We start from the raw sequence: 21,290 nt of genomic DNA on the forward strand, positions 1-21,290 counted from the left end.
GCCACGACCGACTCACTCACCGCAGTCGACGAGCAGGCCGATCCGCGGCTAGCACGCTCACGCAACCGGTTACTCGATGCGGCCACCCATCTGCTGTCCACCGGTGGCGTCGAAGCGGTCACTGTCGAAGCCGTCACCCGCATGTCGAGGGTCGCGCGCGCGACTCTATACCGACACTTCGGTAGCACCAATCACCTGCTCGCGGCAACCTTCGAACGGCTACTCCCTCACGTCGACACCCCTTCCGGCACCGGACCCGTGCGCGAGCGGCTGATCGCACTGCTCACCACCGAATCCGACCTCATCGAACAGGCCCCAGTACAGATGACCACCCTGGCATGGCTGGCCATGGGGTCCCTTGGCGACGCCCACACCGACCCCGCCCGCCGCCCCGATCCGGCCGCGATCACCTCGCTACGCGCCCGCATCATAGAGCAATACCGCCAACCCTTCGACTACATCCTCACCAGCCCCGACGCCCGTGCCATGCTCGGCGAACTCGACACCACCTTCGCCCTCATCGAACTCCTCGGCCCGATCGTCTTCGCACACCTCACCGGACTGCGCACCATCGACCACGACGATTGCACCCGACTCGTCGACAACTTCCTCACCACCCACCGAATAGGCGCGGCATCAACCACTCCGGCCGAGCACAGAACGCGGTAACCGAAGACCTGGGCCAGTCGGTCAGAACAAAAAGTGTCGCGGACCCGCAGAGCCCGGTGTCGTAGCAAGCATGCTGTAGTGGACGGCGACTCAGCGCAGCCGTCCTGCGCGTTGTTGGTGTGGTGGGACCTTGATGCGTGGGTGCTGAAGGCCGAGGTTGACGAGCGCTTCGCGGCGTTCGAGGTAAGGCAGGACGGTCGTCGATGTGTCGTCGACGTCGAGGACATCGACGATCCGGCAAAGCCAGCATTGTTACGGCCACCGAGCGCCGTGACGCTTCCACAACTTCTCTTCCGGAGTCACATACGCACACCACCAACAAGAAGATCAACGATCACTTCTTATCCGAAACACGATGAGCGCCCTCCTGCCGGTTTGGGTGTTCGTTTTGACCGTCGTCATACCGGACGGTTAAGAACGGGCGTCTGGGCGCGACTGATGTCAGTTTCAGAAGACGGCTGCACTATGCCAGAAGTGGACTGCACTAGAGGGTCGACTAAGTCGACATAGCTTAAAGAGTGATGTCCACAAATCTCGCTAACGAAGCGAGCAGCCTCTCGCCGACAACGGAATCAGTGAATCGAACCGGAGTTTCCGGAGACTTCATCCTTTGGGAAAGATGGAGTCATGTCCTCAGCAACGAACAAGAGGTACCCGCCCGAACTGCGTGAGCGGGCAGTGCGGATGGTCGCAGAAGTCCAACACGAGTACCCGTCCGAGTGGGCCGCAGTCGAATCCGTCGCTGACAAACTCGGCATCGGAACAGCGCAAACGCTGCTCAACTGGGTCCGGAGAGCTCAGACCGACGCCGGCGAACGTCCCGGTGTGACGAGCGAAATGGCAGCGGAGATGCGCAAACTTCGAGCCGAGAATCGGGAACTCAAGCGCGCCAACGAGATCCTGAATTCGGCATCGGTTTTCTTCGCAGCGGAGCTCGACCGCAACAACAAGTGATCATCGACTTCATCAACCGATACAAGAGTGAGTACGGCGTCGAGCCGATGTGCAGGGTGCTCAGCGAGCATGGCTGCTCAATTGCGCCGTCCACCTACTACGACGCGCGCAATCGTTCCGCATCTCGGCGGGCTCTGCGCGACGAAGAGCTCAAAGCCGCGGTCAGCCGTGTACATGCCGAGAATTATTCGGTCTACGGAGCCCGGAAGGTGTGGCTGGAAATGCGTCGAGAAGGCATCGACGTGGCACGGTGCACGGTCGAACGGTTGATGGGTGTCCTCGGGCTCGAAGGTGCACGTCGAGGCAAGGCGAAACGGACCACTATCGCAGATCCACAAGGCCGTCGGGCGGACGATCTGGTGCAGCGAAAGTTCAACCCGGTTGCGCCAAATGTGTTGTGGGTAGCCGACTTTACCTATGTTTCGACGTGGTCGGGTTGGGTGTACGTCGCGTTCGTGATCGATGCGTATTCACGGCGGATTCTGGGTTGGAGGACTGCGACGACGATGGCGACACCGTTGGTACTCGATGCGATCGAGCACGCGATCTGGACTCGACGCCGAGAAGGGATTACCGAACTGGCCGGGCTCATTCACCACAACGACCGCGGGTCGCAAGGCGTATTCAACCGGTCGTCGCAACACCTACCCGATAGAGGTGTTCGATGAGAGCCATCGAGAGGCAGAAACGAGTCCGGGAATATCGAGGACAGATCGCTTCACCAGGGCGACCGACAATAGCCTGGCGTGAAGACCGGGTTCGCTTCTGGATCGCGATCGCCGGTGGAGCGAAAACCGTTGACGCGGGGATTACCGCCGGAGTGTCAGAGCCGGTCGCTCATCGTTGGTTCAAGCATGCTGGTGGAGTGAATCCGCAACTGCCCCCTAGTGTTTCTGGACGGTACATCTCCTCGTCCGAGCGTGAGGACATCGCGCTTTGGCGTGCGCAAGGCGAAGGAGTCCGACAAATTGCTCGCCGTCTGGGCCGCAGCCCGTCGACGATCTCGCGGGAGCTGCGCAGGAACGCGTCAACGCGAACCTACCGACTCGAGTACAAAGCATCGACAGCTCAATGGCATGCCGAGCGTCGTGCTCGCAGGCCCAGGGTCGCCAAAATGGTCATCAACGGTCGATTGCGTGAGTACGTGCAGGACAGGCTCAGCGGTGAGGTCCACACCACCACAGGGAAAGTCGTAGGTCCTGACGGTCCGTCTTGGGATGGGAAGAACAAACCCCATCGCGGAGATCGGGCGTGGGTGACGGGGTGGAGCCCCGAGCAGATCTCGAAACGGCTGCCGCTCGATTTCCCCGATGACGAATCGATGAGGATCTCAGCCGAGGCGATTTACCAGGCTCTTTACATCGAAAGCCGTGGCGGGTTGGAGCGAATGCAATCCTGGCATCTACGGCGAGGCAGGACCAAACGAATGCCCAGATCGCGTGCACGCCAGCAAACGTGGGCTCATGTCACTGCAGACACCGTGCTGGCTAAACGTCCGAAAGAGGTCGCTGATCGTAAACTCGCCGGCCACTGGGAGGGCGACTTAATCATCGGACTGAAGCGTTCTGCGGTAGCGACATTGATCGAGCGCACCTCCCGCTACGCGGTGCTCGTCCATCTCCCTCGCCAAAAAGGATACGGGATGATTCCCCCGAGGAAAAACGGCCCAGCACTGGCCGGTTACGGCGCCTTGACCATGAAAGACGCCCTGGCCAAGGCCGTCACCCCTCTACCGAAAACCCTCAGGCGGTCTTTGACATGGGATCGAGGCAAGGAACTCTCAGCTCACGCACTCTTCACCGAACAGACCGGTGTCCCAGTATATTTCGCTGATGCCAAGAGCCCATGGCAGCGAGGCAGCAATGAGCATCTCAACGGTTTGCTACGCCAGTATTTTCCGAAGGGGACCGACCTTTCCCGATGGAATTCCGCGGAGATCACCGCAGTGGCGAACGTGATCAACAACCGCCCCCGAGGAATCCTTGATTGGCGCACCCCCGCGGAGGTATTCGAAGAATTGCTACGATCTGCACAACAACACACTGTTGCGACGACCGGTTGAATACGCCCAATATACGTCAATTACGTTCACCGACAGGCTCATTGAGGTGGGTATCGATGCCTCGATCGGGGCGACTGGGTCGAGTTACGACAATGCTCTCGCCGAGACGATCAACGGGTTGTACAAGACCGAGTTGATCAAACCTCGTGGGCCGTGGCGAACGGTCGAGCATGTGGAGATCGCGACGTTGGAGTGGGTGGACTGGTTCAACCACCGGCGACTCTACGAGCATTGTGGGGATGTGCCTCCTGCCGAACTCGAGGCGTTCTACTACGGTGAACACAGAACTACGCGAATTGCGGAGTTCTCAAATCAGTAAGTCTCCGGACTCGCCGGTGCGATTCACAGAGTGAGCGAGTGCTACGGAATCATCCGGTGACTGGGCGCGTTTACCGCCGGGGCGTGGTTCGGGTTCGTTCGGTTTTTCGCATAACTGAGCACGGGTTTCATACACCGTCACCAACGCTAGATGTGGATCACGCATAGCGTCGCCTGACGTCCGAATCCACCGAACCGGCCACGCCGTTTGGATAGGTGACGGGCCGCGAAGCAGAGGCAGCTGCGGTCGTTGTGGTCGCGCCCTTCCGCTCAATCTGACGTGGGGTCACCGCGGATGAAGGTCTCTTCGTGTTCGCGGGACAGCCGAGCGGCCCTTTCGGCATCGCCCGCACCGAGCGCTTCGAGTATTACTTGGTGCTGTTCCGTGCTGGCACCCATGTCGAATCCTGGTGCCAATACGAGTTGAGCGGTTCGACCTTCGATCGACAGATGCTCCCACGTCGACAGCAGTGTGCTGTTGCCGGAGGCCGCGACGACGAGCCGATGGAATGCCATAGCGTGCGCGACCCATGCTCGACGGTTCGCGGTGACGGCGGCGGAGCGCATACCGTCGACTTCATCGGCAATGCGGTCCACCGCCATGCCGCGACCGGCTGCCAGTCGTGCTGCTGTCTCTTCCAGTGCGGCGCGCACCACTGACACCTCATCGAGCTCGTCCTGGTCGACCCGTCTGACTCGGCACCCGCGGTGCGCTTCGAAGACCACCAGGCCCATTCCGGCCAACTGCCGAAGAGCTTCACGGACGGGACCTTGGCTCACGCCGAGCTCACGAGCGATCCGCGTCTCGATCAACCGATCTCCTGGCGGGTACGTGCCATCGGCTATTCGTTCCCACAGCAGATCTTTGATTTGTTCGGGCAGACCGGTCACCGTGACGCCCTGCCCTGTCTTTGACCGAGTATCCGTCGACTCCGAGGGGACTTTCACATGTACCATCATAGATGATCGATTATTTAGGATCTACCATTATTGAGAGGATGCACCGATGAGTATTCGATTGGGCGATACAGCTCCAGATTTCACCGCCGCTACGACCACAGGAACGATCTCCTTCCACGAATGGCTGGGAGACTCGTGGGGAATGCTGTTCTCCCACCCCGGTGACTTCACGCCCGTATGCACAACCGAACTCGGTGCGGCAGCGCGGCTGAAACCTGAGTTCGACCGACGTGGAGTCAAGCTACTCGGCCTCTCTGTGGACTCGGTGGATTCGCATCTGGCATGGGAAGGCGATGTCGGTCAAACGCAAGGCACAGCAGTGAATTTCCCGATGATCGCAGACACCGATCGCGCAGTCTCCGAGCTCTACGACATGATTCACCCGAGCGCCAGCGCGGCGGCCACCGTACGTTCGGTGTTCGTCATCGCCCCGGACAAGTCGGTACAGCTGATCCTCACTTACCCGATGTCCACCGGCCGCAACTTCACGGAAATTCTGCGCGCGATCGACAGCTTGCAACTGACCTACGGTCAGCCAGTGGCTACGCCCGCCGATTGGCAGCCGGGTCAAGACGTGATCATCGGACTGGGCGTTTCCGACGACGAGGCAACAACACGGTTCCCCGGATATCGAACCTTGAAGCCTTATCTGCGGTTGACCGCGCAGCCCTGACCAGGGCACTCGTTCGCGCTGTTACCCCCCGGGGTACAGTGCAGTGAGTCACAGCTTCGTCGACGCGTGGGGTTGTCCGACCCTGCGGTGGTCAGCGGTGGAAAGGCGTGAATCAGTGAATTCGTCGGACTGGGATGCTCGGTACAGCAGCGTCGAGCATCCGTGGGGGTCGGCCCCGGCGGCTGCCCTGTCTGCGCGGTTTGCGGAGCTGCCCCCTGGCCGGGCGGTCGATCTGGGGTGCGGGAACGGGCGCCACGCTCGATGGTTGGGCGACGCGGGGTGGACGGTGAATGCTGTCGATTTTTCTTCTGTGGCAATCGAACTCGCACGCAGCGGCGGGGAGGACCGGTCGATCGACTACACCGTTGCCGACGTGCGGGCCTGGGAGCCGCCCGGCCCGGTGGATCTGGTGGCCATCGGCTTTCCTGCATCTACCGGTCGACGAGTTGGTTGCCGTCATTGCCGGTGCAGGAAGTTGGCTCGCACCGGGTGGACGGCTGTTGTATCTCGGTCATGCGCTCGATAACTTCACTCACGGAGTCGGGGGCCCGCCGGATCCGTCGATCCTGCCCGCCATCGACGACCTCGCCCGCGCCGCGAGCGGATTGCAGGTCCACGAGCTGGAACATCTGGTCCGCCCTGTCGGCGAGGGTCGGGCCATCGATGTTCTTCTCCATGCACAGCCGTGGGGCGCCGCAGCTCACCGTGATCTGAAGAGCGGAACTTTCACGTGACCGATCATCCGACTCCCCTGCGTGTGGTGTTCGCCGTCAACACCACACCCACCGTGGTGGTGCGGGCGATCCACAACCTTCTCGATGCTGCGACCGAGCCGGTGACGATCGAAGTCGTGTGCTTCGGACCGGGTCTCGATGCGGCCCTGCGCTGTTCGGATATTTCCCTGGAGATGCGGGCGTTGATCGATTCGGCCTCCATCACGGTGAAAGCATGCCGCAACAGTCTGGAGGGCAGAGGGCTCGGTGACGACGATCTGCTGATGGGTGTCGAAGTGGTTCCCGCTGTAGTGCTCCATCTCGCTCGACGTCAGCGAGATGGGTGGTCACAGCTCTACGCCTGACATCACATCCCCGCTCCAGTGTCGTAGGCACATCGTCTCAGGGCGTTCGGTTCTCGCGTTCACCGAGCTCGGAGGACTCGGCTGCGGTGTCACGGCCTCGACCACGGACGATGCGCACCGTCAGGACTGCGATGATCATCAGCACTGCGATCAGTAGTACTGCGGTGTTCGGTACCGCGTCGGCCACATCGCTGATCCAGACCTGCAGCGAGTACTGACTGTCGACCCCCATGACGCCGCCGAGGTTCGCTGTGCCCTCCGTGAGCAGGAACAGCACTCCGATACCGATGAAAAGTACCCCCGATATCAGAGACGTGGTATGCGTCTTCAGCGGTCCTATGCTGATTTCCTTGCCGCGCAACCACGTTCGTGATCCGAGCGAGAATCGGTCCCATACCAGCGCCAGCACGAACAGGGGTATCACCATCCCCGCTGCGTAGAGTGCCATGAGCACTCCGCCGTATGCGGCCTGACCGCCGGCGACGGCAACGGTCAGGACCGCGCCGAGCAGGGGTCCCGAGCAGAACCCTGCGAGCCCGTAGACCGCGCCGAGGGCGAAGACCGATCCGGTGGAGGAGACGTCGATGCGCGCGGCTGCTCTCTGAGCGGACCCCAGCGCGAAGCCGCGACCGACGATGATCATCACTCCGAGTGCGATGATGACCACGCCGCCGATCATGGTGGTGACCTCGCGATACCGGGTGATCGCCGAGCCGATGGCACCGACTCCGGCACCGAGGGGCACCAGGACCGCTGCCAGCCCGAGGTAGAAGATCCCGGTGCGGCCGGCGAGCTTGCCGGCCCCGTCGAAGGCGTACGCGAAGAAGGAAGGGAGCAGCAGGGCCGAGCATGGACTGAGAAGTGCCAGGAGCCCGCCGAGAAATGCTCCGAGAAGTCCGATCTGCGACATCGCGGGCCGCCCTACGCGCCGGCTGCGGTGTCGATCAGATCGACGAATTCCGAGAACGGTTGTGCGCCCAGAACCGGATCACCGTTGATCGAGAACGCCGGAGTGGCCGGGATACCCAGCGACTGCGCTTCGGTGGAGTCGGCGGTGATCGCGGCATCGAATGCGGTGCCGGTGGCGTCGGCGGTGAACCGAGCCAGATCCGGTACCCCGGCCTGTTGCGCGTAGCTTTGCAGCGTCTCCAGTGTCAGGTCCGCGTGACCGGTCTCGGGTGCATCGGCGTAGACGGCGCGGGTGAACTCCCAGAACTTGCCCTGGGCGGCGGCCGCGCGTCCGGCCCGGGCAGCATCGAATGATTGTTGCCCGAAAATGGGTAGATCTCGCCATTCGATGCGCAGGGTGCCGGTATCGACGTATCGATCGATCAGCTGCGGCTCGGTTTCCCGGCTGAACTGGGCGCAGAACGGACACCGAAAGTCCGAGAAGGCGATCATCACCACAGGGGCCTCGACGTCGCCGAGGGCCATCGGATCATCGGGCTCGCGGTGCGCCAGATCGCCGAGCGGTCCCATCGCCGGCGGGCCGCTCACGCTGCTCGACCCGGCGTCCGGTGCCGCCTCCGACTGCTCGCCGTCACCTGTCGTTCCGAGCACGAGAGCTCCCACGAGCACGGCCGCCACCACCACGGCGATGGCCAGGAGCACAAGGTCGCGTCGGCGAGTGGAGCGAGATGTCGAAGTCATGCAATACCTTTCGGCAGTCGGCAATACTGGCAGCGATACCCATCTGGGTATAGCCTCACAGTGTCACCCTACTCACACAACTACAACCCGTAGGAGATCCTCGCTGATGACCGAGCCCGCCACGTCCGACCGCCTCGACGTCGAAACCGCAGGCCGTTCCGATGACGAGGTGGTTGCCCAGTTCTCTCGGTACCGGCGTTGGGGGATGCGGGCGGCACGCGGCACTGTCGCCGGTGTGATCACCGTGTTGGTGGTCGGCATTCCCACCGACATCATCGACACGCCCGTCTTCGGCCGTGAAGTGCCGGTGCGGGCATGGGAGCTTCCGGTTCTGCTGGCCACGGCCCTGTTGACCGCACTGTGGTTCGGGATCGACAAACCCGCGCGGGTCGAGCGGACCGGCACACCCGCCGCCCTCGGTGTCGCATTGACCTTCTTCGCCGTCGGATGTCCGGTGTGCAACAAGCTGGTGCTGCTTGCGCTCGGCACCTCGGGTGCCCTGGGACTATGGGCCCCGATCCAGCCGTTCCTGGCGGGGGTATCACTGACGATGTTGACCGCTGCCGTGATCGTGCGATGGCGCAAGCGTGACTGCACCGCAGCGTCCTGCGCGGCATGATCGAGTATCGGTGGACCCACGCGGACCACTGTGAGTGACCACCACCCCCATCGATCGAAAGGAACCGAACGAACTATGACCGAATTGGCCATCGGTACCCGAGTGGACATGCCGTTCGAGGAAACTGTCGATGCAACCCGTGAGGCACTCGCCGAACAGGGGTTCGGAGTGCTCACCGAGATCGACATGCAGTCGACGTTGAAGAGCAAGATCGACGCAGACATCGAACGCTACGTCATTCTCGGAGCCTGCAATCCGCAGTTGGCGAAGGCTGCGATCGACACCGATCGGCAGGTGGGGTTGCTGCTGCCGTGCAACGTGGTGGTGCGAGCCGACGGCGGCAGCACCATCGTCGAAGCGATGAACCCCCAGGTGATGGTGGGGCTCTCGGATGCAGCGGGCCTGGCCGAGGTCGCCGACCGGGCCACTGCACTGCTGCAGAGCGCAATCATGGCACTCGGCGGAGACAGCACCACCACATAGATGGGTGCGCACCGCATCGGCAGAGCGGGGGCGGTGATCGGGACCGTTGCACTGTGCGCAGTCGCGCTGGTGTCGGGGTGCAGTTCCTCGCCTGCTCGAGACGTCACGGGCACCGATCCGGCGGCGCACCCGTCGTCGCCGTCCGCGCCGCCGGCGGCTTCGGAGACACGGCCCTGTGGTCGATCCCGTTCCTGTCGCAGCCTCACATCGTCGAGGACGGGTTCGTCGGAGTCGTCGACTCCTCGGACGCATCCGGTTCGCACCGGGTGCAGGTACTCGACGACGCCGGCACACCACGATTCGGCGTGGACGTACCCGCCGATCGCGACGAGTTCGCGGTCACCAGCACACACAACCGTGAGCTGTTGATCACCGAGGACATCGATGATTCCGGTTCGGGGGCACCGGCCACGATGACCGCCCGCGATACCCGCACCGGCGACCTCGTATGGGGTCCGGTCTCCACTGCAGGCTGCCTGACCGGGGCCGGGCTGCTGATCGACGCCGACTGCTCGCAAACGGATGCGCCCGTGGCTGTCGCCGCCGTCTCGGAAACCGACGGACACCGCACCGACCTGGCGGGTGCGGTCTCCGAATCCGGTGGATACGCGGTCACCGTCGACGGCGACACAGCGCATGTCGTGACCGCCGATACCGGCAACATCGCCTGGTCCACCGACACTCTCACCCCGCCCCCCGCAGCGATCCCCGGGAGCGCACGATTCGTCGCTACCGCCGGCAATGCAGTGGTCGTGGCATGGACGATCCCGACCCGTCCCGAACCGATCCAGGCGGTCTATCGCCTCTCCGATGCCGAGATCCGATGGATCAGCGGTAGCCGCAGTCCGATGGTGGTGACCGCCGACAGCAGTAGCGGGGCGACGATGATCACCACCGCAGACCTCACCGACGACGGAATCGCTGTCCTGTTCGAGCAGTACGGCACCCGAGGTTTCACCGCCGATCAATTTCCCGGTGCCGACCGCTTCGCTCTGGTCGGCGGCATCGTCTACGGCGCGTCGGACTCGGGGGTGACCGCCATCGATGCGACCTCCGGCCGCGTCACCGGCACATCACCGAGTGCGGCGCCGACAGCAGTGACCTCGAACGGTGTCGCATTGGCCCAGAGCAACGACGGGTACACCGCGTTCAAGGTGATCCCCCATTTCTGAGCTGCCCGCCCGCGCACCCCGTTCAGGACGTCTTGGGTCGACCTCGAAGATCGACGGAGAACAACGGGCCGAGCAGACACACGTTGATCACCCCAGTCAGCACGAAGACACCGCCGATCACTCCCACCACGATGCCCCCGACACCGCCGAGCACGACGGCGACCACGATCAGAGCTATTCCCACCACGATGCGCAGTGCGCGTCCGGCAGTACTGCGCATGAATTCGACGAACGACATGATGATTCCAGTTCTGTAGAGGGACTTTCACTGTTGGACGGGCGAGAACGACGAAGTGGACCAATCCATGGCTCCTCGCGCGAACAGCCCAGCCCCGACCTCGACAGCGCGGCATACGACGAGCGCTTCGCGCGCGATCTGATCGACCAGGGCACGACTCTTCGTCGCTTCGCAGCCGCGATGACACGATCACCGGCCGATACCGACGATCTGGTGCAGGACGTCCTCGAACGCGCGTGGCGCAACCGGAGAACGTTTCGATCCGAATCGGCGCTCACGACGTGGCTGTATCGAATCGCGATCAATCGTGCCCGCGATGTGGCCGCACGCGCGGAGAATCAGCGCACCGAACCGTCGGGCACGGGCGAGATCGATGGACCGATCAGCGACCTCGAGCATCCCGAGACGGTGGCGCAGGCGCTGAGCGATCGGTCCACGGTGCGAGCGGCGCTGGCGACGTTGACCGTCGAGGATCGAATGGTCCTGGCATTACACGACGGCGAGGGCTGGACGGCGACACAGATCGGTGCGGTCGGCGCGCTCACCACCGCGGCGGTGTACAAGCGCATCCACCGCGCACGGGTGAAGCTGCTACGCGCCCTCGACGACGGTCCCGCACACCCGCGAAACGACTCCCAGGCATGCAGGCGCACACTCGCCGCGGCATCGGACTACCTGGACGGGCGTCTCGATGTCGACGCCTCGGCCCGCATCGATGCGCACCTGCGGCAGTGTCGCCGGTGCCCACCCATCGCACAGGCCCTGATCGGTATCAAGACCGCACTCGGCCTGCGGCCGTGGACCAGCGCGGTACCCGAACAGTTCGTCTACGACGTCGCCCGCTTGGGCGGACCCCTGCCCGCCGCGAGGACCGATCACCCCCGACACCCTCAATCGGATACCCCATAGGGTATATTGGGGCGTGATTCGTCGACCGAGGGAGAGACTCATGTGCAGGGCTGTCACGTGCAAGAAATGCGGAAAAACGACGTGGGCGGGATGTGGTCAACACGTCGATCAGGTGATGCGGGGCGTTCCGGCGTCCAATCGCTGCAAGGGGCACGACTCCGATCCGAAGTCACCGGGATTGTTCTCCCGCATGTTCTCCAAAAAGTAGATCGCGGTCCGCAGCCCTGGTCCTGCCAGGGCTGCGACCCGAGTCGTATTTCTTCGCGATCTCGGTTGTCACGGTCCCGGTCTTCGTGGTCTCGCCCGTCGCGGCGTCGACCGGTCGGACCGTGCATGCGCAGGTCCGCATCCTAGTGAACGAACAGTCCCCACCCGATCAGGTGCAACACCACGACCACACGTGCCATCGCCAGCAAGCTGGGGCTTCGTCGCGGGAGAATCGATGTCGCGCAGGCACACTCACGTCGATCACCAGCACAGCCAGCCGTCCGGCGGGCAACGGAGGGTGGTCGTGATCGACGTCTGCGACCGTGGAGTGGCTTTCGCCGCCGCGCGGGGTGCGGGCGAGGTTGCTCGATCAGCAACGCCCGTTCCCGGACGCATCGTCGATGCTCGGACCGACCCCGACCAAGGTCAACGACCGACGGTGCTGCGGGTCGACCCACACCGAAATGGTGGCACCGGTCCCAGTGCGCGGACGATCGACCGTTCTGCACGCACATCGCACCGGTACGTTCCGGCCCCGGGCACCGTCACTTCCAGTTCCACCCGCCGTGAATCGACGTCGGATTCCAGGACCACCGCCCACCCTTCGACGATGTCGTCCTCTCGGTCCGCCGCCGTGTCGCGGACCGGAGACACTGCTGCGGGATGCAGCGGCGTGCGGGCTGCGAACATCATCGCCGCCATCAGCAGCACCGCGAAGCCGGCCACCACGGCAGCGGTGACAGCGGTCGCTGACCCGGGAGAGAGTCGAGGGACGAGGAATGTGAACACCAGGATCAGCGCGAGCACATAGAACCCCATGGCGACCGCTATCGCGTACGACACCCGCCCCGGTACCAGGACAGCGGCACCCGTCGAGCGCAGTCTCCGCGTGCCCGTCACCGACTCTCCCCTGAGGTCCCGCTGGCGGTGCCCTCTTCGACGCCGTCGGCGATGATTTCGGACGGCGCCCGCACGTCGGCGGTGTGGCCCGTCAGCCCGACATGGGCTTCGGTGCGCATACGTTCGACCATGTGAGGGTAGTGCAGCTCGAACGCCGGCCGCTCGGAGCGGATCCGGGGTAGTTCGGTGAAATTGTGGCGGGGCGGTGGGCAGGTGGTGGCCCATTCGAGGGAATTGCCGTAGCCCCAGGGATCGTCGACGGTCGCGACCTCGCCGTATCGGTAGGACTTGAACACATTCCACACGAACGGCAGCGTGGACAGTCCGAGGATGAACGCTCCGATCGAGGAGATCAGGTTCAGGGTGGTGAATCCGTCGGAGGGCAGGTAATCGGCGTAGCGGCGCGGCATCCCTTCGTTGCCGAGCCAGTGCTGAACCAGGAACGTCATGTGGAAGCCGACGAACGTCGTCCAGAAGTGCCACTTGCCGAGGCGTTCGTCGAGCATGCGTCCGGTGATCTTGGGAAACCAGAAGTACACCCCGGCGTAGGTGGCGAAGACGATGGTCCCGAACAGCACGTAGTGGAAGTGCGCCACCACGAAGTAGGTGTCGGTGACGTGGAAATCGATCGGGGGGCTGGCCAGCAGCACACCGGTCAGTCCGCCGAACAGGAACGTGATCAGAAACCCCGATGCTGAACAGCATCGGGGTTTCCAGGGTGACCTGTCCTCGCCACATGGTGCCGATCCAGTTGAACAACTTCACCCCGGTCGGCACGGCGATGAGGAAGGACATGAACGAAAAGAACGGCAGCAGAACAGCTCCGGTGGCGTACATGTGGTGCGCCCACACCGTGATCGAGAGCGCTGCGATGCCGAGGGTGGCGAAGATCAGGCCCTTGTAGCCGAAGATGGGTTTGCGGCTGAAGACCGGGAAGATTTCGGAGACGATGCCGAAGAACGGGAGCGCGACGATGTAGACCTCGGGATGGCCGAAGAACCAGAACAGGTGCTGCCAGAGCACCGCTCCCCCGGTCGCCGGGTCGAACACGTGACCACCGAAGTGTCGATCGAAGGCCAGCCCGGCCAACGCGGCCGCGAAGGTCGGGAACGCCAGCAGTACCAGCACCGAGGTCACGAGTATGTTCCAGGTGAAGATCGGCATCCGGAACATCGTCATGCCGGGTGCGCGCAGGCACACCACGGTGGTGATGAAGTTGACCGCACCCAAGATCGTGCCCAAGCCGGACAGGATCAGACCCAGTACCCACAGGTCGGCACCGACACCGGGGGAATGCAGTGCGCTCGTCAGTGGGGTGTAGGCGGTCCATCCGAAGTCCGCGGCACCTCCCGGAGTGATGAACCCGGCGAGCACGATCAGCGACCCGAAGACATACAGCCAGTACGCGAACGCGTTGAGGCGCGGGAACGCTACGTCGGGTGCGCCGATCTGTAGCGGCAGAATGTAATTGGCGAATCCGTACGCCACCGGGACTGCGTAGAGCAACAGCATGATCGTGCCGTGCATGGTGAAGAGCTGGTTGTACTGCTCGTTGGACAGGAACTGCAATCCCGGCACAGCCAGTTCGGATCGCATCAACAACGCCATCAACCCGCCGATGAGGAACAGACCGAACGAGGTGACCAGATACATCTTGCCGATCGTCTTGTGATCGGTGGTGGTCACCAACTGCAGCAGTGTCCAGCCCTTGGGTTCACTACGCGCCGGATACGGCCTGGCCGCCTCAGGGCGGGGAATCAGTGCGGTCATCGACGATCTCCTCGATCCAGGTGTGCGATGCGCCGCATTTGCGTGCGCAGAAATAGGCTGTGATGCACAACGATGTGCGTTACAGGGCCATGGAGGCCTGGACGGTGACGTAGACGGCCACGGCGAGCAACAGGGCTGCGAAGCTACGGGTGAGTGTGGTGGCAGTGACTTTGTCGCTGATGACTTTTCCTGCGAACGAGCCTGCGATTGCCGCGAGGGTGAACGGTACGACGATCTCCCACGGGATGGTGGCACCCGTGCCGAGGCGTTCGGTGAAGGCTCCCGCGCTGGTGATGGAGATGATCACCAGTGACGTTCCGACCGCGACGGGCATCGAATAGCCCAGTGCCAGAACCAGAGCGGGGACGATGAGGAAGCCGCCGCCTACTCCCAGAAATCCGGTGAGGAAGCCGACGACGAGCGCGGACGCGACCAGCTTGACTACCTGCGACGCGGTGATCTTCACTTTCGTGGGCTTCGTGGCGACCGCGACGGCGCTCAGGCGTGTTCCCGCGGTCTCGGCCGGGTCCGGTGTCGGTAGGTCGGCATCGTGTCCGCGCCGGGTGCGGCGCAGCATCGCACCGGCGGCGACGATCATCAGTGCCGCGAACGCGAGCAGCAAGATCTGCGGGTCGACCGATCGGTTGAGGATCGACCCGCCGAAGGCGGTGACCGAGCCCAGAATTCCGAACACTGCCGCTGCCCGCCACCGAACGTGCCGTGCTCGCGCATGGCTGATGGCCGCGATGATCGAGGTGATTCCGACGATGATCAACGAGGCGCTCGTTGCCGATTGCGGTTCGACCGCAAGGAGATACACCAGGGCAGGAACAGTCAGTATCGATCCCCCACCACCGAGTGCGCCGAGGGAGAGCCCGATGAGAATCCCTGCGGCAACTGCGATCGCGAGGGTGGCGACCATGTCAGATCACTGCGCCGGGGGTGCCGTCATCACGGACCACAGGGCGGCCGTCTTCGTGCCACGCTTTCATTCCGCCCGACAGATTGTGCGCTGCGCGACCGGCATCGGTGAGGGCCGCGACAGCTGTGCTCGACCGAGCGCCCGAGCGGCACACCACGACCAATTTCTGCTCAGGAGGGTAGGCAGCAGGATCGAGATCGCCGAGGCGTACATGGACGGCGTCCGGGGCGTGGCCGGCTGCCCATTCGTCGTCCTCGCGGACATCGATCAGGATGGCTCCCGATTCGGCGATCAGTGCGTGTGCAGCGGCCGGATCGGCTTCCGGTGGTGCTCCAGTCATGAACAACGCTCCTTGGATCAGTGGGTGCTTACAGGGCGTGCAGCGGCGTGGCCGGCACGAAGCGATAGCCCTCGCTCGGTGAGAACGTGGCCGAGACGGTGAACCGATCTCCTCGAACCACTGTGTGCCGCAACTCCACCGGCCGGGAATTCATGCAACCCAAGCGGCGGATCGACAGCGCGGCGGTCTTCGAATCGAGTTCGAGTGCTGCCGCATCCTCCCGATCCGGGACGACGGCAGTGACGTCCTCGCGGCCACCGGTGAGGCGGATGCCGCAGCGTTGCTCGAGCTCGATGTACAGAGCCGTGTGAGTGAAGTCCGCATCCAGGAGGTCGCGTGCCAGATCCCCCGGCAACCAGGCATAGTCGAGCGCCAACGGCATGGCCCCTGCCATACGGATGCGCTCCAGGTAGAGCAGCGGAGCCTTGGGACCGACCTGCAGAGTGACAGCGACCGCGGGGTCGGTCCGCAGTTCGAGTGCACGCACCACGCTGTGCTGAGCAACACCCGTGGCTTCCACGGCAGCGAAGAGACTGTAGAGCGCACCGAGAGGTTGCTCGATCACCGGCGGACCGGCCAGTCGAGAAGGCCGACCGCGCTCTGCAATCAAGATTCCTTCGTTCCGCAGGTGCCGCAGGGCCTCGCGGGTGGTGTGACGGCTGACGCCGTAGCTCGTCGTCAACGCATGCTCGCCCGGGAACTCGGAGCCGGCGAATTCGTCGTCACCGATTCGGCGGACCAGATCGGCATGCAGTTGCGCCCACAGCGGCATCGCACTGGAGCGGTCGAGCGCGGCACTGCGATCTGGTTCAACCATCAGAGGCCCTCCTGTCGATCTGTGTCGGAATCCGAATTCGAGCCGCCTGCTGCTGGCCCCCTCGAGGCCACTGTACAACAAATGTACGTACATCCGTACGGGCGGGTGTGATGCTCTGTACGCGTCGAAGCGATCTTCACCGAGAACCTCGGGTGCCGCAGCTCCCCCGTCCACGACGGACCATCCGTCAGCGTCGTCGACACGCAACGAGACGACCCTCGCATCGAGAAAGTTCTCGCCGAGCGCGAACGAGCTCCTGGTGGAGATCGCGCCGAACCTGGCGAATCCGTCGGCGTAGCGACGCGGCATCACGTCACTTCCCAGTCGGTCCCGGATCAGGCCAGTCGGTGCCGGATCGGGAGTGTCGCCCGGGGTCTGCTCTACCGCAGGTGGCGCGGCGAGCCGGCTGGGCGAGCACAGGACCGAACCGGCGGCGGACAGCACGACCGCCTCCGATTCGGGCGTGTTCGATCAGACTGTTTCGAGCTTGCGCTCGGCCCAGGCGGCGTAGCTGCCCTCGAGTTCGACGACTCGGTAGCCGGCGCGGCGCAGGGCGCTGGCTGCGACCGCGTTACGGACGCCGCTCTGGCAATAGGTCACGATCGGACCGCCCGTGGGCAGTCCGTCGAGGTTCCACAGCAATCGGCCGCCGCTGAGCTGGTCGGAGCCAGGTATGTGGCCGTCGGCGTGTTCGGTTTTGTTGCGCACGTCCAGCACCATTGCCGAGTCGAACGAATCCAGCTCGTCCGCACCGATCGTCTCGGGCGTCGTCATGGGGAGGCCTCGTAGACTTGTGACGTACCCGGTCACCGTATCGATGCCGACCCGCAGCAGGTGATCACGGAGCTCGTCGGCGACAGTGCGGTCCTCGGCGAGCACCACCAGTGGAGTGTCCTCTCGCTCGGGGTCGTAGACCCAGGCACCGAACGAGGCTGCCTTGCCGACGCCGGGGATGTTGAGCGCTCCGGGGACAGCGCCGGCGTGCACCTCATCGTGGCCGCGGGTGTCGAGGAGGACGACCTCGTCGGAATCGAGAGCGCGTGCCAATTCGGTGGAGTCGTACTCGTGCAGCGGAGAGAGTGGCCCGAGAACGACCGGGCCCTGCTTGTTCTGACGCTTCATCCGGCCGAAGTAGGCGTGTGCATCCGGTTGGCCGTCGAGCATCTCATCGACGAAGCCCTGCTCGTCGTCGCGCTCGACATACCCGGCCCACCAAGCGAAGCGACGTTCGTAGCCGACGCTGGTCGACGGGAGCGCACCGAGAGCTTTTCCGCAGGCACTGCCCGAACCGTGACCCGGAAAGACCTGGATATGGTCCGGCTGCGTGACAAATGATCGCTTCAGACTGCGGAAGATCTGTTTGGCACCCTCGAAACGGGTGTCGACACCGTCTGCAGCTTCGTCGAGTAGGTCCGGTCGGCCGAGATCGCCGGCAAAGACGAAGTCGCCCGTCAACATGTATCCCGGAGCATCGGCGAAGGCACCGTCGGTCACCAGGAACGAGAGGTGCTCCGGAGTATGACCGGGCGTGTGAACGGCTTGCACGGTGATGTTACCCAGAGCCAGCGTGTCGCCATCGTGGAGGCGTTCGGCCTCGAAGCCGTACTGCCAGTCGTCGCCGCCCTCTCCTGAGACGTAGGTGACCGCCCCGGTGGCCTTCGCAAGCTCGCGAGTGCCGGACAGGTAGTCGGCATGGATGTGGGTCTCGGTCACGGCGGTGATGGTCATGCCATGCCGAGCGGCCAGGTCCAGGTACACACCGATGTCGCGGCGGGCGTCGACCACCACTGCCTCCCCCTTGGCCTGGCAGCCGATGAAGTATCCGGCTTGGGCGAGGTCTTCGTCGTAGATGCGTTCGAGAAGCATTCAAATCTCCTTGTCGATCGTGGTGGCGTTCGTAGGGGCGTCAAAATTCATGGTACCCCGTGGGGTATTTTCAGGAGGTCCTGTGCGGCGAGGCACGGTCCCGATCTCACAAGGTGGAGGTGGAATGGGCGGCATTCCACTGGGCGACCAGGGGCATCGCAACCGACCGATCCAGCGCGGCGCAACCACTCACAGCGACACCGCAGCGGTTGCCGACCATCACGTCCTCCTCGGCCGTCCGGCACTCGCCGACTCGGGGCGGACGAGGAAATTTGATTCGTCCCGAGTGTGGCGTTTGTCGGAATCGGCGACTAGCCTTATCCATAATGTACGTACATCCGTACGATCAATCAAGGGAGAGGGCGTCCGTACACCTCGGCACGTGTCCTTGCACCACCTGCTCGAACGCCGGAATGACCTTCCAGCACGACTGCTGTGGATGCAGTGCACCTGGCCTCAATGACCACCAATGTCGTGACCACACGGCTCGCGCCCACACCGACGTCGAGCTGAACCACCCCGGCACCAACCGAAATCGAGACAGCTCACCGAGCTCGTGTCTCGAACAGGAGGACCACATGTCCGCGCACACCATCGACCACAAAGTCGCGATCATCGGCGGAGGCAACGCCGGTATTTCGCTCGCGGCACGTCTGCGGCGAGCAGGAATGACCGACATCGGCATCATCGAGCCGGCAGAGACCCACTACTACCAACCTTTGTGGACGCTCGTCGGTGGAGGCCGCGCCCCGGCCGCGGAAAGTGCGCGTAGCGAGGCGTCGGTGATGCCCCAGGGCGTCGGCTGGATCAAGGATCGCGCCGAGGGGGTCGACCCGGATGCCCAGACGGTCAGCACCTCCTCGGGAACTACGATCCATTACGACCACCTGGTGGTGTGCCCCGGCATCCAGCTCGACTGGGACTCCGTGCCCGGTATGGCCGAATCGATCGACACCCCGCAGGTCTCGAGCAACTACCGCTACGATCTCGCACCCAAGACGTGGCAGATGATTCAGAAGATGCGGTCGGGCACCGCAGTGTTCACGATGCCGTCCGGCCCCATCAAATGCGCGGGTGCCCCGCAGAAGATCGCGTACCTCGCGGCCGACTACTGGCGAGAGCAGGGCGTGCTCGACGCCATCCGAGTTGTCCTCGTCCTACCCACACCCGGAATGTTCGGGGTACCGGTGTTCGCCGAGGAGCTCGAACGAGTCGTGGCGCGCTACGGCATCGAGGTGCGCAAGAACAGCGAAGTCACCGCCGTCGACCCGGACGGCCGATCGGTGACGATCACTGATAACAGCGCAGGTACCACCGACGAGCTACCCTACGACCTGCTCCACGTCGTACCGCGCCAATCCGCACCGGACTGGATCAAGGCCAGCCCCATAGCGGACCCCGAGAATCCAGCCGGATACGTCCAGATCGACAAGAACACACTGCGGCACAGTCGATTCGACAACGTCTTCGCCCTCGGTGACGCCGGATCGTCACCGAACTCCAAGACCGGTGCCGCCATCCGCAAGCAAGCACCCGTGGTCGCCGAGAACCTGCAGGCGAGCATCGCCGGCCGTCCACTGACCGCACAGTACGGCGGGTACGCCTCCTGCCCCTTGACCACCTCTCGCAAGACGATGCTTCTGGCCGAGTTCGACTACACGATGCAGCCGGCCCCCTCGATACCGCTGATCGACACCACCCGCGAACGCCGCGACATGTGGTTCCTCAAGAGACGCGGACTGCCGGCGTTGTATTGGAATGCCATTCTCACCGGCCGAGCGTGAACGGTCGACCGCCGCACAGTTACGACCGCGAGGGCGACCTGAGCCACTACCGGTCGGTGTTCGAGGCCATAGAACGCCGCGTGATACCGGAGGTCGTGGTCACCCGGATCACGCCGTATCTGCTCGTTCTGGTGTCGGCGGCCGTGCTCGGCGTGGTGCTTCCACACACCGGCGGCGCCCATGGATACGACGTTCTTCTACGCACCGCACACGCCGACGCGGAATCAGCCGGGGTTTTGGCGACGCTGTTCACCGCATTCAGCGTCACGTTCACCGCTGCGGTGGCCTCGATCGCGCGTCTGGTTCGGCGGTTTCGATGGGCCGCTCTGGCATTGGCGGGCAATGGCGTCACCACAGTCTTCGGTGTGCTTGCGATCTGGGCGCGTCAGTCACTGGCACCGACGCAGACGTTCGCAGGCCCATCGACAGGCCTGTATCTGGGTGCGGTGGCCGCGTTGCTCTCCACTGTTCTCTGGGCACGTGTGGTGTTCACCCGCCCGGACGAGCAGCCCGGTCCAGCGCACAGGGGCTGACACGTCGCGGGCCCGATCACCCCACCTCGAACCGGCTACCCTGCCTCGCTCCGATCACCCCCGTGCATCGATGCGGGGGTGATCGGACCGTTGTCAGGCGAGGGCGAGAAAGAGCTTCTCGAGCTCGGCCTCGGTCATCTTCTCCCCTGTTTCCGCTCCGGTGATGCACTCACGGAGTCCGGTGGCGACGATCTTGAAGCCTGCCCGGTCGAGAGCCTTCGATACCGCGGCCAGTTGCGTGACGACGTCCTTGCAGTCCCGGCCGCTCTCGATCATCGAGATCACTCCTGCGAGCTGACCCTGCGCACGCCGCAAACGGTTCAATACCAATGCGATGCTTTCGGTGTCACCGGTCATGTCGTTCAG

The 21,290-nt window shown here is 63.7% G+C and carries 23 protein-coding genes, 3 pseudogenes and 1 other annotated feature; of the genes and pseudogenes, 15 read left to right on the forward strand and 11 right to left on the reverse strand.

The genetic code is table 11. The features are described from left to right. The 4 genes and pseudogenes from AC1Q6C_RS30570 to AC1Q6C_RS30585 all read left to right on the forward strand — a co-directional run. Positions 1 to 669 (forward strand): TetR/AcrR family transcriptional regulator (locus AC1Q6C_RS30570; protein WP_492667008.1); only part of this gene is annotated, 669 nt, incomplete at its 5' end. Positions 670 to 1,296: 627 nt separating this feature from the next. Continuing rightward, positions 1,297 to 2,288, forward strand: a pseudogene (locus AC1Q6C_RS30575) (IS3 family transposase); the annotation flags it as partial. Continuing rightward, positions 1,584 to 1,712 (forward strand) — a sequence feature (AL1L pseudoknot). It overlaps the preceding pseudogene by 129 nt. Beyond that, entirely contained in the window at positions 2,288 to 3,685 is a 1,398-nt protein-coding gene (locus AC1Q6C_RS30580) for an IS30 family transposase (protein WP_051649791.1), read from the forward strand. The pseudogene AC1Q6C_RS30575 and the gene AC1Q6C_RS30580, both read left to right, overlap by 1 nt. A 4-nt stretch (positions 3,686 to 3,689) precedes the next feature. Next, positions 3,690 to 4,004 (forward strand): annotated as a pseudogene (locus tag AC1Q6C_RS30585) (integrase core domain-containing protein); the annotation flags it as partial. A gap of 269 nt (positions 4,005 to 4,273) precedes the next feature. Here the strand turns inward: AC1Q6C_RS30585 and AC1Q6C_RS30590 are convergent. Continuing rightward, a complete protein-coding gene (locus AC1Q6C_RS30590) occupies positions 4,274 to 4,951 on the reverse strand; it encodes a GntR family transcriptional regulator (protein ID WP_167349920.1) in 678 nt (225 codons plus the stop codon). A 58-nt stretch (positions 4,952 to 5,009) separates the two neighbouring features. Here AC1Q6C_RS30590 and AC1Q6C_RS30595 point away from each other — a divergent pair, with 58 nt between their 5' ends. The 4 genes from AC1Q6C_RS30595 to AC1Q6C_RS30610 all read left to right on the forward strand — a co-directional run bounded on the left by AC1Q6C_RS30595 (position 5,010) and on the right by AC1Q6C_RS30610 (position 6,714). Continuing rightward, positions 5,010 to 5,636 (forward strand): peroxiredoxin, encoded by a 627-nt coding sequence (locus AC1Q6C_RS30595; protein WP_042926436.1) that lies wholly within the window; start codon positions 5,010 to 5,012, stop codon positions 5,634 to 5,636. A gap of 115 nt (positions 5,637 to 5,751) precedes the next feature. Next, a complete protein-coding gene (locus AC1Q6C_RS30600; protein WP_308216554.1) occupies positions 5,752 to 6,162 on the forward strand; it encodes a class I SAM-dependent methyltransferase in 411 nt (136 codons plus the stop codon). Then, positions 6,137 to 6,370, forward strand: a complete 234-nt coding sequence (locus tag AC1Q6C_RS30605) for a hypothetical protein (protein WP_306670234.1) — start codon at positions 6,137 to 6,139, stop codon at positions 6,368 to 6,370. The genes AC1Q6C_RS30600 and AC1Q6C_RS30605 overlap by 26 nt, the downstream gene beginning before the upstream one ends. Then, positions 6,367 to 6,714, forward strand: a complete 348-nt coding sequence (locus AC1Q6C_RS30610) for a DsrE family protein (RefSeq protein WP_042925967.1) — start codon at positions 6,367 to 6,369, stop codon at positions 6,712 to 6,714. The genes AC1Q6C_RS30605 and AC1Q6C_RS30610 overlap by 4 nt, the downstream gene beginning before the upstream one ends. Positions 6,715 to 6,751: 37 nt before the next feature. Here the strand turns inward: AC1Q6C_RS30610 and AC1Q6C_RS30615 are convergent, their stop codons facing one another. Together AC1Q6C_RS30615 and AC1Q6C_RS30620 are read right to left on the reverse strand one after the other, a co-directional pair. Beyond that, the gene (locus AC1Q6C_RS30615; RefSeq protein WP_042925969.1) at positions 6,752 to 7,624 is read right to left on the reverse strand and encodes a cytochrome c biogenesis CcdA family protein; all 873 of its coding nucleotides are present in this window, start codon (positions 7,622 to 7,624) and stop codon (positions 6,752 to 6,754) included. A gap of 11 nt (positions 7,625 to 7,635) precedes the next feature. Continuing rightward, positions 7,636 to 8,364 (reverse strand): DsbA family protein, encoded by a 729-nt coding sequence (locus AC1Q6C_RS30620; RefSeq protein ID WP_042925970.1) that lies wholly within the window; start codon positions 8,362 to 8,364, stop codon positions 7,636 to 7,638. Positions 8,365 to 8,470: 106 nt separating this feature from the next. On the opposite strand from AC1Q6C_RS30620, the gene AC1Q6C_RS30625 reads away from it, so the two are divergent. From AC1Q6C_RS30625 to AC1Q6C_RS30635, 3 genes are all read left to right on the forward strand, one after another. Further along, a complete protein-coding gene (locus tag AC1Q6C_RS30625; protein ID WP_042925971.1) occupies positions 8,471 to 8,983 on the forward strand; it encodes a hypothetical protein in 513 nt (170 codons plus the stop codon). 75 nt (positions 8,984 to 9,058) lie between these two features. Next, positions 9,059 to 9,466, forward strand: a complete 408-nt coding sequence (locus AC1Q6C_RS30630; RefSeq protein WP_042925972.1) for a DUF302 domain-containing protein — start codon at positions 9,059 to 9,061, stop codon at positions 9,464 to 9,466. A gap of 53 nt (positions 9,467 to 9,519) precedes the next feature. Continuing rightward, positions 9,520 to 10,638 (forward strand): hypothetical protein, encoded by a 1,119-nt coding sequence (locus AC1Q6C_RS30635; RefSeq protein WP_231917489.1) that lies wholly within the window; start codon positions 9,520 to 9,522, stop codon positions 10,636 to 10,638. Between the two features lie 22 nt (positions 10,639 to 10,660). Here the strand turns inward: AC1Q6C_RS30635 and AC1Q6C_RS30640 are convergent, their stop codons facing one another. Further along, positions 10,661 to 10,876, reverse strand: coding sequence for a YgaP-like transmembrane domain (locus AC1Q6C_RS30640; RefSeq protein ID WP_006898201.1), 216 nt, complete (start codon positions 10,874 to 10,876; stop codon positions 10,661 to 10,663). A gap of 33 nt (positions 10,877 to 10,909) precedes the next feature. Here AC1Q6C_RS30640 and AC1Q6C_RS30645 point away from each other — a divergent pair, with 33 nt between their 5' ends. After that, positions 10,910 to 11,785 (forward strand): sigma-70 family RNA polymerase sigma factor, encoded by an 876-nt coding sequence (locus tag AC1Q6C_RS30645; protein WP_074447159.1) that lies wholly within the window; start codon positions 10,910 to 10,912, stop codon positions 11,783 to 11,785. A 40-nt stretch (positions 11,786 to 11,825) separates the two neighbouring features. Then, positions 11,826 to 11,993 (forward strand): DUF8730 family Cys-rich protein, encoded by a 168-nt coding sequence (locus AC1Q6C_RS30650; protein ID WP_085950765.1) that lies wholly within the window; start codon positions 11,826 to 11,828, stop codon positions 11,991 to 11,993. Between the two features lie 425 nt (positions 11,994 to 12,418). Here the strand turns inward: AC1Q6C_RS30650 and AC1Q6C_RS30655 are convergent, their stop codons facing one another. From AC1Q6C_RS30655 to AC1Q6C_RS30680, 6 genes and pseudogenes are all read right to left on the reverse strand, one after another. Next, positions 12,419 to 12,892, reverse strand: coding sequence for a hypothetical protein (locus AC1Q6C_RS30655; protein ID WP_058228376.1), 474 nt, complete (start codon positions 12,890 to 12,892; stop codon positions 12,419 to 12,421). Continuing rightward, a pseudogene (gene ctaD, locus AC1Q6C_RS30660) lies at positions 12,889 to 14,662 on the reverse strand (aa3-type cytochrome oxidase subunit I). The gene AC1Q6C_RS30655 and the pseudogene ctaD overlap by 4 nt, the downstream one beginning before the upstream one ends. 79 nt (positions 14,663 to 14,741) lie before the next feature. Beyond that, positions 14,742 to 15,584, reverse strand: a complete 843-nt coding sequence (locus AC1Q6C_RS30665) for a sulfite exporter TauE/SafE family protein (RefSeq protein WP_042925974.1) — start codon at positions 15,582 to 15,584, stop codon at positions 14,742 to 14,744. A gap of 1 nt (position 15,585) precedes the next feature. After that, positions 15,586 to 15,924, reverse strand: coding sequence for a rhodanese-like domain-containing protein (locus AC1Q6C_RS30670; RefSeq protein ID WP_042925975.1), 339 nt, complete (start codon positions 15,922 to 15,924; stop codon positions 15,586 to 15,588). A 28-nt stretch (positions 15,925 to 15,952) separates the two neighbouring features. Beyond that, a complete protein-coding gene (locus AC1Q6C_RS30675) occupies positions 15,953 to 17,185 on the reverse strand; it encodes a GntR family transcriptional regulator (RefSeq protein ID WP_231915860.1) in 1,233 nt (410 codons plus the stop codon). 27 nt (positions 17,186 to 17,212) lie between these two features. Next, positions 17,213 to 18,607: an MBL fold metallo-hydrolase gene (locus AC1Q6C_RS30680; protein WP_042925976.1), complete on the reverse strand. Its 1,395-nt coding sequence runs from the start codon at positions 18,605 to 18,607 to the stop codon at positions 17,213 to 17,215. 578 nt (positions 18,608 to 19,185) lie between these two features. Here AC1Q6C_RS30680 and AC1Q6C_RS30685 point away from each other — a divergent pair. Beyond that, the gene (locus AC1Q6C_RS30685; protein ID WP_054186660.1) at positions 19,186 to 20,391 is read left to right on the forward strand and encodes an NAD(P)/FAD-dependent oxidoreductase; all 1,206 of its coding nucleotides are present in this window, start codon (positions 19,186 to 19,188) and stop codon (positions 20,389 to 20,391) included. Then, positions 20,388 to 20,924: an Rv2732c family membrane protein gene (locus tag AC1Q6C_RS30690; RefSeq protein ID WP_042925977.1), complete on the forward strand. Its 537-nt coding sequence runs from the start codon at positions 20,388 to 20,390 to the stop codon at positions 20,922 to 20,924. The genes AC1Q6C_RS30685 and AC1Q6C_RS30690 overlap by 4 nt, the downstream gene beginning before the upstream one ends. A 93-nt stretch (positions 20,925 to 21,017) precedes the next feature. Here the strand turns inward: AC1Q6C_RS30690 and AC1Q6C_RS30695 are convergent, their stop codons facing one another. Further along, on the reverse strand, positions 21,018 to 21,281 hold the full coding sequence (locus tag AC1Q6C_RS30695) for a metal-sensitive transcriptional regulator (protein ID WP_042925979.1): 264 nt from the start codon (positions 21,279 to 21,281) through the stop codon (positions 21,018 to 21,020). Positions 21,282 to 21,290: the final 9 nt, after the last annotated feature.

The sequence above is a fragment of the Rhodococcus sp. MT28 genome (assembly GCF_058792695.1).